Origin of the sequence: Pseudomonas sp. efr-133-TYG-5 (genome assembly GCF_030209175.1) — a bacterium.
Lineage (GTDB): Bacteria > Pseudomonadota > Gammaproteobacteria > Pseudomonadales > Pseudomonadaceae > Aquipseudomonas.
In genome coordinates this window covers 2541279-2554390 of the sequence record NZ_JARVSM010000001.1, presented here as the reverse complement: position 1 = coordinate 2554390, position 13112 = coordinate 2541279, and the positions used below count along the sequence as shown (strand labels likewise).

Genomic DNA, 13112 nt, shown 5'->3' with positions numbered 1-13112 from the left:
TTGACCTTCAACACCTGTGTTGACTGATCCGACGCTTTCGCGAGCAAGCTCGCTGCCACAGAAGATAGGTTGTCATCCCCGATTCATGATCGCGTGCTTAAGTTTTCCTTTTTGCAGGGAGAACAGCATGAGCGATTTCAACATCGGTCGGCGCCGGGTCATGCAAGTGGTCGGCGCCGGGCTGCTGATGCCGGGGCTGGCGCCGGCGGTGATCGCCTCGGTCAAGGATCGTCCGCAGCTCACCGATGGCGTGCAGTCCGGCGATCTGCTGGGGGATCGCGCGATGATCTGGAGTCGCAGCGATCGTCCCGCGCACATGGTGGTCGAGTGGGACACTCGCAGCCAGTTTCGCAATCCGCGTCGACTGACCTCGGCGCTGGCCGATGCGCGCAGCGACTTCACCGCCCGGGTCGAACTCCGCGGGCTGCCCGCCGATCAGGCGATTTTCTATCGCGTGTATTTCAAGGATGCGCAGACCGGCGTCGCCAGCGAGCCGTGGCTCGGGCACCTGCGTAGCGTGCCGAAGGCGCGGCGCGACATTCGTTTTGTGTGGAGTGGCGACACCGTCGGCCAGGGTTTCGGGATCAACCCGGACATCGGCGGCATGCGCATCTACGAAGCCATGCGCCTGCGCCTGCCGGACTTCTTTATCCACAGCGGCGACACCATCTACGCCGATGGCCCGGTGCCGGCGCAACTGACCACCGAGGGTGGCCGCGTGTGGCGCAACATCACCAGCGAAGCCAAGAGCAAGGTCGCCCAGACCCTGGACGATTACCGTGGCAATTATCGCTACAACCTGATGGACGAAAACATTCGCCGCTTCAACGCCGAGGTGCCGCAGATCTGGCAATGGGACGACCACGAAGTGGTCAACAACTGGTCGCCGGGCAAGCAGCTCGACGAGCGTTATCAGGAAAAGGATATCCACACCCTGGTCGGGCGTGCGCGCAAGGCCTGGCTGGAATATTCCCCCATGCGCCTGCAGGCCGCCGATGGTGGCGGGCGGATTTATCGCAAGCTCGGTTACGGGCCGCTGCTCGATGTATTCGTGCTCGACATGCGCAGTTATCGCGGCGCCAACGACGACAACCTGGGCGCGGCCAAACCGTTTCTGGGGCGTGAGCAACTGGATTGGCTCAAGCGTGGGTTGAAGCATTCCAGGGCGCAGTGGAAGGTGATCGCCGCCGACATGCCGATTGGCCTCGGTGTGCCGGATGGCGAGGTCAGTCCTGGCGTCGCGCGCTGGGAGGCCGTGGCCAATGGCGATCCCGGCCCGGCCCAGGGACGCGAGGTGGAAATCGCCGAGCTGCTGGGTTTCCTGCGGGCGCAGCAGGTGCGCAATTTCGTCTTCCTCACCGCAGACGTGCATTACTGCGCGGCGCATCACTACCACCCGGATCGCGCGGCCTTTCAGGATTTCGAGCCGTTCTGGGAGTTCGTCGCCGGGCCTTTGAATGCCGGCAGCTTCGGCCCCAATCCACTGGATAAGACCTTCGGCCCGCAGGTGGTATTCGAGAAGGCACCGGCGGTACAGAACGCCTCGCCGTTTGCCGGGTTTCAGTTCTTTGGCGAGGTGAATATCGATGGGCGCAGCGGCGAGATGAGTGTGGTGTTGCGCGATCTCAATGGCGTAGCGGTGTTCGAGCAGAAGCTGCAGCCGGTCTGAGCAGGCCGGCAAAACCAACAGCCCCTCACCCCAGCCCATCTGAAACGTCGGACCGCCCCCTTTTAGGCGGTCCGATGTTTCGGCAGGGTTAGGGTGAGGGGCTCTTTGGCGTCATCAATAAACGTCGCGACGGTAGCGGCCCTGCTCGATCAGGCGTTCCACTTCGGCTGCGCCGAGCACGTCGTTGAGCACCTGGTCCACCCCTGACGCCATGCCTTGCAAGCTGCCACAGATGTAGATCACCGCGCCGTCCGCCAGCCACTGCTTCAGCTCGGCGGCGGATTCGCGCAGAAGATCCTGCACGTAGATTTTCTGTGCCTGATCGCGCGAGAACGCCAGGTCCAGGCGCGCCAGATCGCCATTGATCAACCACTCCTCCAGCTTTGCGCGGCAGAGGAAGTCGTGCTCGCGGTTGCGTTCGCCGAACAGCAGCCAGTGCCGTTGCTGGCCATCGGCAATCCGCGCCTTGAGCAGACTGCGCAACCCGGCCAGGCCGGTGCCGTTACCCAGCAGGATCATCGGCACCGGCGCGTTGGGCAGGTGGAAGCCGCTGTTGCGGCGCACGCGCAGGCTGATGCTGCCGCCCACCGGTGCGTGTTCGGTCAGCCAGCCCGAGCCGATGCCGAGGCTGCCGTCGCTGTGCAGTTCCTGGCGCACGATCAGCTCCAGCACGCCGTCGGCGGCAATCGAGGCGATCGAGTATTCGCGCATCGCCAGCGGCACCATGGCATCGACCAGCGCCTGGGCATGCAGGCCGACCAGGTGGGCACGATGCTCCGGCAACTGACGGCTGGCCAGGGCCACTTCCAGCGGTTCCTGCAGGCCGTTGATCGTCACCGGTGTCTCGCCACGAATGCCGAGGCCGTCGAGGAAATGCTCGATGGCCCAGGCGCAGTTGCGCGGCAGCACTTCCACCAGGTCGCCGGCCAGCCAACTGCTGGTGCTCGGCGCCGTCAGGCCCAGCAGGTACACCGGCGAGCCACTGCTGTCGGGGTTCATCAGTTCACGCCGCCGCAGCGTCCAGTTGTCGTAGCTCGGCGCCTCCCACGTGTCGACCGGTGCCTGTCCGGTGAGCAGGCCGAGCTGGGTCTGCCAGTGACGCAGGGCGTACGGATCGCCGCTGTCGACTTCCACCGGGGCAAACAGGGTCTTGCCGCCGTGCTCGCCGAGCCACTGGTGCAGGCGCCGGGCGAAACCGCAGAAGTGCTGGTATTGCCGATCGCCAAGACCGAGCACCGCGTAGTTCAGGCTGTCGAGTCGTGACGCGCTGCTCAACACCTTGCGCTCGAAACCACGGGCGCTGTCCGGTGCTTCACCGTCGCCGAAGGTGCTGACCACGAACAGCGCATGGTGCGATTCACGCAGGTCCTGCGCGCTGACATTCGCCAGTGGCTGCACCTTCACCGGCAGGCCGGCCGCCTGCAACTGGCCGGCCGTCTGCCAGGCCAGTTGCTCGGCAAAACCGCTCTGGCTGGCGAAACCGATCAGCCACGCCGGTGCATCGCCGGCCGGTTGTTCGAGGCCCTGGCGGGCGTTCCTGATGTGCTGTTTCTTGCGGCGGCGATCGAGGTACAGCAGCCAGCCGGTAATGAAGAACAGCGGCATGCACAGCGCGGCGACGGTGACGATGATCCGTCCGGCCAGGCCGAAATAACTGCCGACGTGCAGCGCGTAGATGCTGGTCAGCAACTGCGCCTTGAAGCTCTTGTCGGCGTAGCGGTCGACCCGTTTGACGATACCGGTGGCCGGGTCGAGGGTAATCTGGTTCAACGCGCGATCATGTGGCGAGCTGTCGAGCAGGTAGAACACCGTCGCCGGTTGCCCGGCCACGGGCGGCATGCGGATGTTGTAGGCGGACAGGCCCGGGCCCGCCGCGCTGTAGATGCTGCTCCACATCGCCGCGTAATCGGCGCTCGGTGCCGGACCTTCCGGCGCCGGGCCGCGACCGCCGCGCACGCGTTCGTTCTGCGGCGCATCGGAGAGCAGGCGGGTCAGGCCTTTGTTGTACCACTCGTAGGACCACGACAACCCGGTCAACGCCAGCAGCAGGTACACCAGCAGGCACCAGGTACCGGCCACCGAGTGCAGGTCCCAGTTGAAACTGCGGCCCTTTTTCTGCCAGTCCAGGGTCAGCCACACGCGCCAGTTCTGCCACTGGCGCGGCCAGCGCAGGTACAGGCCGGACAGGCAGAAGAACAGCAGCATCAGGGTGCAGGCGCCGGTGATGTTGCGCCCGGTGTCGCCCATGGCGAGGAAACGGTGCAATTGCAGCATCAGGCCAAAGAAGTCCTGGCCGGTGGCATCGCCCATGAACTCGGCGGTGTACGGATCGAAGTAGCGCATTTCGCCGCGACGCTCGCCTTTGGGCGGCGTGAAGAACACCCGCGCGGCATTGCCACTGTCGGTCTCGACCCAGAGCATCGAGACTTTCTTGCCGGCCGCGGCTTCGATGCGCTCGACCAGTTCGGCGGGCGGCAGGACGCCGGCGACCTGTTTCTCCACCTGCAGCACCGACGGGTTGAGCGCGCGCAGGATTTCGTCCTGAAACGAATACGCAGCCCCGGTGATGCCCATCAGGGCCAGCACCAGGCCGGCGGTGATGCCAAAAAACCAGTGCAACTGGAACAGGGTTTTCTTCAACACGTCGCTCGCCTTGTCCGTACGAAAATTGTCATCACGGCGCGCATTATGCCGTGGGTTATCGAGAAGCGTTCTTTATTACGCACAAAAGCCCCGCTCAAATGAATGAACGGGGCCCGAGGCTTTCCTCTTCGATCAGAAGTGGAAGTTGGTGCTCAGCAATGCCGTACGGCCCGCCGCCTGGTTGGCGAAGTGAGTCGAGAAGGCCTTGTCGTAGTAGATCTCGTTGGTCAGGTTCTGCACGTTCAGTTGCAGGTCGACGTTCTTGCTCAGCTTGTAGGCGGCCATCGCGTCGTAACGCACATAGGAATCGACCATGGTGGTGTTGGCCACGCTGCCGAAAACGTCGTCGACATAGAACGCACCACCACCGATGGTCAGCTTCGGCGTGACCTGATAGGTCGTCCACAGGCTGGCGCTGTTTTTCGGCGTGTTGGGCAGCTCGTTGCCGTTGTTGGCCTTGTTGGCCGGCAGGTCACCACCGTCAACCTGTTCGCTGTCCATGTAGGCGTAACCGGCGAACACTTGCCACTTGTCGGTGATCTTGCCGCTGGCGGACAACTCGATACCTTGTACACGAGTCTTGCCGGCGTTTTCGTACGAGGTGGTATCAACCTGGACACGAGCGTTTTCTTTCTCGGTGCGGAAGATGTCGGCGGTCAGCGACAGGCGATCGTTCAGCAGATCCCACTTGGTACCGATTTCGTAGTTCTTGGTGGTTTCCGGCTCCATGTCGCTCTTGAGCAGGTTGCCGTTACGATCCGGCGTGCCGCCCAGCGGGTTGCCTTCCTGACCTTCACCCAGGGTGTTGCCCGGCGGTGTGGCGGAGGTGGCATAGGACGCATAGATGCTGCCGTTTTCCGCCGGCTTGTAGACGATGCCGAACTGACCGGTGACGAACTCGCTGGTGTCCGAACCTCTGGAGGTGGTGGTGCCAGCGTTGGTGTAAGTCTTGTAGCCGGTTTCGAAGTGGTCGTAACGCAAGCCCATGTTCACCAGCCATTGCTCGGACAGCTCCAGGGTGTCGAACGCATACAGCGCGTAGGTATCGGACTGGGTGTCGGTGCCGGCGTAGTTGCGCGAGATCGCGCCGTTCCACGGATCGTTCGGGTTCGGGTTTGCCAGCGAGGTGCAGTTGTAGCCGCTCGAGGCGCCGATCATCGACGGTGTGCAGTTGGTGGTCGCGGCGCTGGTGCGCGGCGTGGTGTCGGTGTTGACGTTGTACGAAGATTTGCTGCTTTCCTCGCGGGTGTACTCGACACCGGTGGAGAAGCTGTTCTTGAAACCGCCGAGGTAGAAGGTGCCGAACAGGTCGGTCTGGTTGGTGGTGGTTTCGGTGTTGCTCACCCGCGTGTTCGCACGACGCCACACTGTGCCGTTGTTGACGTTGCCTTTGCTGTCGTCCGGCTGGGTCAGGATGTAGTCCTGCATGCTGGTGCCGTGACGCAGGGTGTTCTTGATGGTCAGCGAGTCGCTCAGGTCATGCTCGATGGCGAAGGTCGCGGTGTCGGTACGGCCCTTGCGGAAGTCGCGATCCAGACCGTAGAAGTTGCTGTGATCGCCGCCGGCGTACGGCTTGTCCGGGTTGGACTTGGTGCGCGCAGCCGAACCACCGGCAGGAATCGTGTAAGGGATGCCCGAATCCGGCGTGTCATTGCTTTCGAGATGGTAGTAATCGAGGTTGACGCGGGTGTCGGTGCCCAGGCCGAAGGCCAGGGACGGCGCGATGCCCCAACGGTCGTAGTCGACCTTGTCGCGACCGGCGACGTTGCTCTCGTGGCTCATCAGGTTGAGACGGCCAGCGGCGGTGTCGCTGAACTGGTAGTTGCCATCCATCGTGTAACGCTGGGTCTGGTCGGAGCCCCAGGTGAAGCCACCGTCGAACGAGTTGCCCAGGTGCGCTTTCTTGCTCACCAGGTTGATGCTGCCGCCAGCTGCGCCGCGACCGCCGATGGCCGAGTTCGGGCCCTTGCTGACTTCGATGTTTTCCACGGCGAAGATTTCGCGGCTCTGCGAACCGGTGTCGCGCACGCCGTCGAGGTAAGTGTCGCCCTGGGCGTCGAAGCCGCGGATGAACGGCCGGTCGCCCTGCGGGTTGCCACCCTCACCGGCACCGAAGGTGATGCCTGGCACGGTGCGCAGCGCGTCCTGCATGTTCAGGGCGCCGGTGTCTTTGAGCACTTGTTGCGGAATGACGGTGACCGAGCGCGGGGTGTCGACCAGCGGCGCGGTGTACTTGGGCGAGGAGGCTTTCTCGACCTGGTAGGACGTCGAGTCCTGGGCTTCGCCGGTGATGGCGGTGGCGTCCAGGGCGATGGCATTGCCGGAGGCTTTGCTGTCGGTCTTTTCAGCGGCGAACACCATGTGGCCTGCGGAGCCGGCGGTGATGGCCATGCCGATTGCAGAGGCGAGCAGACGTGGTGAACTGACCGGCAATTGTACGGGTTGACGTGACATTGGATTCCCCTCCCCAAGGATTTGAGGTCGCGGAATATAGGGTAAACAGGTATTCGTATCAATTGCGAAACATTGCTATCTGCATTGAATTTACATTCTTTACAATTTGTCCTTACGGTTTTTGCCGTTTCATTCGTCACGCGGGTTTTACACAGTCAATAAGAATCAATACCATTGCCGCCTCTTTGCCATCAGGTGACTTTGCCATGCTGCTGCACATTCCCGCGCTGTTCGAGAAAGACGAAGTGCAGCGCATCCGCCAGGCGCTGGAGCAGGCTGACTGGGCCGATGGCAAGATCACCGCCGGCTATCAATCGGCCAAGGCCAAGCACAATCTGCAACTGCCGGAAGGTCATCCGCTGGCCAAGGAAATCGGTGCGGCGATGCTCGAACGGCTGTGGAACAACCCGCTGTTCATGTCCGCCGCGCTGCCGCACAAGGTGTTCCCGCCGTTGCTCAACTGCTACACGGCGGGCGGCAGTTTCGATTTCCACGTCGACAACGCCGTGCGCCAGCCCAAGGGCAGCATCGAGCGGGTGCGCACCGATCTGTCGGCCACGCTGTTTTTCAGCGAGCCCGAGGATTACGACGGCGGCGAACTGGAGATCCAGGACACCTTCGGCACCCAGCGGGTGAAACTGCCCGCCGGCGATATGGTGCTGTACCCCGGCACCAGCCTGCACAAAGTCAACGCGGTCACCCGTGGCGCGCGTTATGCCTCGTTCTTCTGGACGCAGAGCCTGGTGCGCGAAGACAGCCAGCGTGCCTTGCTATTCGAGATGGACGGGGCGATTCAGCAACTGACGCAAGACCTGCCGGATCACCCTTCGCTGATCCGCCTCACCGGCACCTATCACAACCTGCTGCGGCGCTGGGTCGAGGTATGAGTTTCCAACTGCGTCGCGAGGAAGTCCTCAGCGTCGAGCAACTTCGCGCCATGCTCGCAGAAAGCCCCGCGCGCGCGGCCCAGGCGATTCTGCTGGCGGCGGGTGAGGGCGAAATCGAAGCGCAGGCGTTGCTTGGACAGATCCTGCTCGACGGCCACGGCATCGCCCAGGATCAACCGCTGGCGCTGCGCTGGTTCGGCATCGCGGCCGGGCGCGGGCATCGGATGGCGCGCAACATGCTCGGACGTTGTCATGAACATGGCTGGGGATGCGCGGCGGATGCCTCGCGTGCTGCCGAGCATTATCGAGTCGCCGCCGAGGCAGGGCTGGACTGGGCGATGTACAACCTGGCCAATCTGCTGGCGACCGGGCGCGGGGTGGCGGTGGATCATCGGCAGGCGCTGGCGCTGTATCGGCGCGCGGCTGAATCGGGCCATGCGAAGTCGATGAACCTGCTGGGGCGCTATCTGGAAGAAGGGCAGGCGTGCCCGGCGGATCCGGTCGCGGCGCGTCAGTGGTATCGGCGTTCGGCCGAGGGCGGCGACTTTCGTGGGCAGTTCAGTTTTGCGGCGGTGTTGGCGGCCGAGGGACGGATTGATGAGGCCGTCGATTGGCTTGAAAAAGCCCTTGTCGGCGGCAACCTGAATTTCCTGCGGGTGGCGAGTCAAACACTGCTCAGTGCGGCAGATTGCAGAATTCAGGGGATGGCATGCAGATATCAGCTTCGCGCCGATGAGTTAAGCCACACTGCATAGACCCCTGTGGGAGCGGGCTTGCTCGCGAAGGCGTTGTGTCAGTTATCATCCGCACTTGCCCACCGAATTCGTGAGCAAGCGCTGCCACAATGGATTGCATCGACATATAAAAAAGCCCATGACTCGTCATGGGCTTTTTGCGTTACGGCCGCAGCATTTACACGTAGAACGACTTCAGCGGCGGGAAGCCATTGAACTCGACGGCGCTGTAGCTGGTGGTGTATGCACCGGTCGACAGCCAGTACAGGCGATCACCGATCGCCAGGTTCAGCGGCAGGCCGTACTTGTAGTTCTCGTACATGATGTCGGCGCTGTCGCAGGTCGGACCGGCGATCACTACTTCTTCCATCTCGCCTTTCTTCTCGGTCCAGATCGGGAACTTGATCGCTTCGTCCATGGTTTCGATCAGGCCGGAGAACTTGCCCACGTCGGTGTACACCCAGCGCTCGACCGCGGTGCGCGATTTGCGCGCGACCAGCACCACTTCACTGACCAGGATGCCGGCGTTGGCGATCAGCGAACGGCCCGGCTCGAGGATGATTTCCGGCAGGTCGTCACCGAAGTCTTCCTTGAGGAAACGGATGATTTCCTCGGCATAGGTTTCCAGGCTGTTGGTGCGGGTGATGTAGTTGGCCGGGAAGCCACCGCCCATGTTGATCAGCTTGAGGTGGATGCCGTCTTCTTCCTTCAGGCGCTCGAAGATCACTTTGACCTTGGCGATCGCCGCGTCCCAGACGCTGATGTCGCGCTGCTGCGAACCGACGTGGAACGAGATGCCGTACGGTACCAGGCCCAGGTCACGGGCGAGGATCAGCAGGTCCATGGCCATGTCGGTCTGGCAGCCGAACTTGCGCGACAGTGGCCAGTCGGCAGTGGTCGAGCCTTCGGTGAGGATGCGCACGTAGACTTTGGCGCCCGGTGCCGCCTTGGCGATGTTGCGCAGGTCGGCTTCCGAGTCGGTGGCGAACAGGCGCACGCCCTTCTCGTAGAAGTAGCGGATGTCCTTGGATTTCTTGATGGTGTTGCCGTAGCTGATCTGATCCGGGCTGACGCCACGGCTGAGGACTTTGTCCAGCTCATAGATCGAGGCGATGTCGAAGCTCGAGCCCTTTTCTTTGAGCAGGTCGATGATCTCGACGGCCGGGTTGGCCTTGACCGCGTAGTAGACCTTGGCGAATTCGAAACCGGCGCGCAGGTCATCGTAGGCCTGGGCGATCATCGCAGTGTCGATCACCACGAACGGGGTTTCCTGTTTGTCGGCGAACGCCTTCATTTTCTGAAAGGTGTCGCGCGCGAAATAATCTTCGACCTGGATCGACATACTTGGGAGCTCCTATGGGCAAACTCGTAAAAACAATGGGTGCAAATGAACGTCCTCCGTATCCCCACTTTGGTTCGCCTACTTCCCAAGGCATGTCGCCGAAAGCAAAAAGGCCATGGGCGGCGGCGCTGCCCTTGGCCTTGCTGTCTCGTCGTCAGTACTTGAGCCGGATGGATCGTTTCCAGCATGGACGTTCGGCGCGAACTTTAGGGCGTGAGGGGCGCGAGATCAACTAAAAATGTCGCGTTTTTGCACGCTTCCGTCGTGCGGTAGCGTTCAGTCACTGATGTAACCGACCGACATGACAGGCTGATGTTCCCCCAGCCGAGATTTTGCCGGTGAGTGGCCGCGCCACTGCGCTGAAATAACTGCACGCTTTTTAATTTCGAATCAGTATCGAGAAGCCCCTGCGGACTGTAATTTCTGACAGGTGCCAAGCAGCGGACGGCTGATTAAGGTAATCCTGGTGGCGAATCCTGGAAGTTGCAGACCATAGGCCCGATTGAACGTGATCGCGTTGCGCAGACGCATCGCTTGTTCATCGCGGCCTGGGCCGGGCTTTGCCTTTTTTTCAGGTAAAGCCGAACGCTCGGGAGTCAAAGGCGATGAACAGATGGTTGATGTTATTGATTGCGTTACTGGTATCCGGCTGTGCAACTGAGCAAGCGCCGCCGCCCGTACTATCGTCCGTCGAGTCCGCGGCACCCAGGCACAAGCTCAACGCCAGCGGGCCGGAAGTCGCCGGGTACCTGACGGAAACCTATAACAACACCATCGCCATGTGCCGGGCCAACCCGGGCGCGCCGCCGTTCCTGTGCAGCGGTGTGTTGTTGCGGGCGACCCAGCATTCCACGCAGTTCCATTTCTGGAATCCCAATCCGACGTCCACTGGGGTTTCTTTTTCCTATTTGCGCAAAGATGCCAAGTTCAGCAAGTTGGTATTCGGTTACAACAATGGCTTCATCTTTCATCCGTACTTCTATGCCCCTGACGGAACGCTTGAACCGGAAATCCTCTGTTTCTTTCCGGTCGATGGCGCAACCACTTCTCGCGACAACAAGGGCTGCGGGCAATCGGCAGGCGTGCCCAGCAGCGTGCCGTGTCAGTCCCAGGGAATAACGACAGCCGCGCAATACCTGGTCCACTACAACCAGCAACCGGGGAAATATGGAAATCTGTGTGGATTCGATGTGCGCGACGTGTTGAATCAGGGCGCGACCACGGCTTTCAACGAAGGGCTCAAGGCCCAGGGGCAGGGCGGCGCGTTTGCCTTCTCCACGCAGAACGAATTCCGTCTGGAGAAGTGGGGCCAGGATCTGGGCAAAGTGCTGCCGATCGAAGCGGTGTTCTACATCAATGACACCGGCAAGACTGCCGCGCAGTATGACCAGGTGGATTTCAAGACGCAGACCGGCCTGTGGATTCCGGCCATTCGCATCACCTTGCCGAAAACCACCGCGGAGGAGGTGAAGTTCGAATTCATCGCCGCCGACCAGGGCGTGGCTTCCTGAACGCAGACGGGCGGTGCCCTGGCAGGCACCGCCCGTGGGTTATCGCGCCCGGATCAGGCCAGGGCCGTTTCCGCTGGCGAGACGATGCTGGTCTTCATCCCGCGCGAGCGCCCCGAACTCAGGTACGCCGCGATCGACTCCTGCGTCACCTCGCCGAGGAACACCCGCTCGGCATCCATCACCGGCAACCACGCTCGATTGAACTCGTACATGCGCGACAGCAGGATGCGCAAGTGCTCGTCGTACGCCGCCGTGGCGTTGAACTCGCGCAGGTACTGCGCGCAGGTGCCGACCTGGCGATGCAGGTCGCGCCGGCGCACATAACCCAGCGCCTTGTTCGCGCCGTCGGTGACGACGACGTAGCGGCGGTCATGTTCGTCCATCAATTCCAGGGCATCGGCCACCGGGGTTTCCGGACTCACCGACGGCGCGTTATCCGCCGCGTCTTCGGCCTTCACCAGCAGCAGGCGTTTGAGGGTGCTGTCCTGGCCGACGAAGTTGCTGACGAAGTCGTCCGCGGGGTGCGCGAGCAGGGTGTCCGGGTGATCGATCTGCAGCAGTTTGCCGGCGCGGAAAATCGCGATCTTGTCGCCGAGCTTGATCGCTTCGTCGATGTCGTGGCTGACCATGATCACGGTCTTGTTCAGCGCCCGCTGCATCTCGAAGAACTCGTTCTGGATCATCTCGCGGTTGATCGGATCGACCGCACCGAACGGCTCGTCCATCAACAGCAGCGGCGCATCGGCGGCCAAAGCGCGGATCACGCCGATACGCTGTTGCTGGCCACCGGACAGCTCGCGCGGATAACGGTGCAGATACTGCTTGGGCTCGAGCTTGATCATGCTCATCAGCTCGCGGGCGCGGTCGTGGCATTTCTGTTTGTCCCAGCCGAGCAGTTTCGGCACCACGACGATGTTCTCTTCGATGGTCATGTTGGGGAACAGGCCGATCTGCTGGATCACGTAGCCGATGTTGCGACGCAGGGTCACTTCGTCGAGGTCGGTGGTGTCTTCGCCGTTGATCAGGATCTTGCCCGAGGTCGGTTTGATCAGGCGGTTGATCATTTTCAGCGTGGTGCTTTTGCCACAGCCCGATGGCCCGAGGAACACACAGATTTCGCCTTCATTGACGGTCAGGCTCACCGAGTCCACGGCTTTGACATCTTTGCCGTTGCTTTGGAACGTTTTGCTGAGGTTTTGAAGTTCGATCATTTGAGCAGTCCTTTTGGAGTCAACGAGCGTTGCAGCCATTGCAGAATCAGGTCAGCGAAAATCGCCAGGAGACTGACCAGCAGTGCGCCGACGATGAGCATCGACATGTCACTGCGGCTGATGGAAGCGAGGATCAACACGCCGAGGCCGCCGGCGCCGATGGTGGCGGCGATGGTCATCACACCGATGTTCATCACCACCGCGGTGCGCACGCCGGCGAGGATCACTGGCACCGCAATGGGCAGCTCGACCATGCGCAGGCGCTGGCCGAAGGTCATGCCGATGCCGCGCGCGGCTTCGCGGATACCCGGCTCGACGCCGGTCAGCGCCAGGTAGGTGTTGCGCATGATCGGCAACAGTGAATAAAGGAACACCGCGGTGATCGCCGGCATTGGCCCCAGGCCCTGGCCGAACTTGGAGTAGAACGGCAGCAGCAGGCCGAACAGGGCAATCGACGGTACGGTCAGCAGCACCGTGGCACTGGCCTGCAACGGTCCGGCAAGGCTGGGGAAGCGCGTCATCAGGATGCCCAGCGGCACACCGATGAGGATCGCCAGACTGACGGCGATGCCGACCAGGGTGATGTGCTGCCAGGTCAGGTGCATCACCTGCTGCCAGTCGAGATGGGAAAAGGCGTTCAGAAATTCCATGACTTCTCCTC

Annotated in this window: 9 protein-coding genes; 4 read left to right on the top strand and 5 right to left on the bottom strand. The window is 62.0% G+C overall.

The window, feature by feature from the left end; translation table 11 throughout:
- Positions 1-127 precede the first annotated feature (127 nt).
- Positions 128-1669: an alkaline phosphatase D family protein gene (locus tag QRN70_RS11635; RefSeq protein WP_285417815.1), complete on the top strand. Its 1542-nt coding sequence runs from the start codon at positions 128-130 to the stop codon at positions 1667-1669.
- A gap of 114 nt (positions 1670-1783) precedes the next feature.
- Here the strand turns inward: QRN70_RS11635 and QRN70_RS11630 are convergent, their stop codons facing one another.
- Positions 1784-4312, bottom strand: coding sequence for a PepSY domain-containing protein (locus tag QRN70_RS11630; RefSeq protein WP_285417813.1), 2529 nt, complete (start codon positions 4310-4312; stop codon positions 1784-1786).
- Positions 4313-4444: 132 nt separating this feature from the next.
- Complete coding sequence (locus QRN70_RS11625; protein ID WP_285417811.1) at positions 4445-6766, bottom strand: TonB-dependent receptor; 2322 nt, start codon at positions 6764-6766, stop codon at positions 4445-4447.
- A 206-nt stretch (positions 6767-6972) separates the two neighbouring features.
- Here QRN70_RS11625 and QRN70_RS11620 point away from each other — a divergent pair, with 206 nt between their 5' ends.
- Both QRN70_RS11620 and QRN70_RS11615 read left to right on the top strand, forming a co-directional pair.
- A complete protein-coding gene (locus tag QRN70_RS11620; RefSeq protein WP_285417810.1) occupies positions 6973-7653 on the top strand; it encodes a Fe2+-dependent dioxygenase in 681 nt (226 codons plus the stop codon).
- Positions 7650-8408, top strand: a complete 759-nt coding sequence (locus QRN70_RS11615) for a tetratricopeptide repeat protein (protein ID WP_285417808.1) — start codon at positions 7650-7652, stop codon at positions 8406-8408. Before QRN70_RS11620 ends, QRN70_RS11615 begins: the two co-directional genes overlap by 4 nt.
- Positions 8409-8565: 157 nt before the next feature.
- On the opposite strand, the gene QRN70_RS11610 is transcribed toward QRN70_RS11615, so the two are convergent.
- Positions 8566-9729, bottom strand: coding sequence for a type III PLP-dependent enzyme (locus QRN70_RS11610; RefSeq protein ID WP_285417806.1), 1164 nt, complete (start codon positions 9727-9729; stop codon positions 8566-8568).
- A 605-nt stretch (positions 9730-10334) separates the two neighbouring features.
- Here QRN70_RS11610 and QRN70_RS11605 point away from each other — a divergent pair.
- A complete protein-coding gene (locus QRN70_RS11605) occupies positions 10335-11240 on the top strand; it encodes a hypothetical protein (protein ID WP_285417805.1) in 906 nt (301 codons plus the stop codon).
- A gap of 53 nt (positions 11241-11293) precedes the next feature.
- Here the strand turns inward: QRN70_RS11605 and QRN70_RS11600 are convergent, their stop codons facing one another.
- Together QRN70_RS11600 and QRN70_RS11595 are read right to left on the bottom strand one after the other, a co-directional pair.
- Positions 11294-12451 (bottom strand): osmoprotectant ABC transporter ATP-binding protein OsmV, encoded by a 1158-nt coding sequence (locus QRN70_RS11600; RefSeq protein ID WP_285417804.1) that lies wholly within the window; start codon positions 12449-12451, stop codon positions 11294-11296.
- Positions 12448-13101 carry an ABC transporter permease gene (locus tag QRN70_RS11595; RefSeq protein ID WP_007953690.1) on the bottom strand — a complete coding sequence of 218 codons (654 nt, stop codon included), beginning with the start codon at positions 13099-13101 and terminating at the stop codon, positions 12448-12450. The genes QRN70_RS11600 and QRN70_RS11595 overlap by 4 nt, the downstream gene beginning before the upstream one ends.
- Between the last annotated feature and the right edge of the window lie 11 nt (positions 13102-13112).

Bases quoted from the DNA above. Each gene is read 5' to 3' on its own strand.
- QRN70_RS11635 (WP_285417815.1), top strand. From the start codon at position 128: ATGAGCGATTTCAACATCGGTCGGCGCCGGGTCATGCAAGTGGTCGGC.
- QRN70_RS11625 (WP_285417811.1), bottom strand. From the start codon at position 6,766: ATGTCACGTCAACCCGTACAATTGCCGGTCAGTTCACCACGTCTGCTC.
- QRN70_RS11620 (WP_285417810.1), top strand. From the start codon at position 6,973: ATGCTGCTGCACATTCCCGCGCTGTTCGAGAAAGACGAAGTGCAGCGC.
- QRN70_RS11615 (WP_285417808.1), top strand. From the start codon at position 7,650: ATGAGTTTCCAACTGCGTCGCGAGGAAGTCCTCAGCGTCGAGCAACTT.
- QRN70_RS11610 (WP_285417806.1), bottom strand. From the start codon at position 9,729: ATGTCGATCCAGGTCGAAGATTATTTCGCGCGCGACACCTTTCAGAAA.
- QRN70_RS11605 (WP_285417805.1), top strand. From the start codon at position 10,335: ATGAACAGATGGTTGATGTTATTGATTGCGTTACTGGTATCCGGCTGT.
- QRN70_RS11600 (WP_285417804.1), bottom strand. From the start codon at position 12,451: ATGATCGAACTTCAAAACCTCAGCAAAACGTTCCAAAGCAACGGCAAA.
- QRN70_RS11595 (WP_007953690.1), bottom strand. From the start codon at position 13,101: ATGGAATTTCTGAACGCCTTTTCCCATCTCGACTGGCAGCAGGTGATG.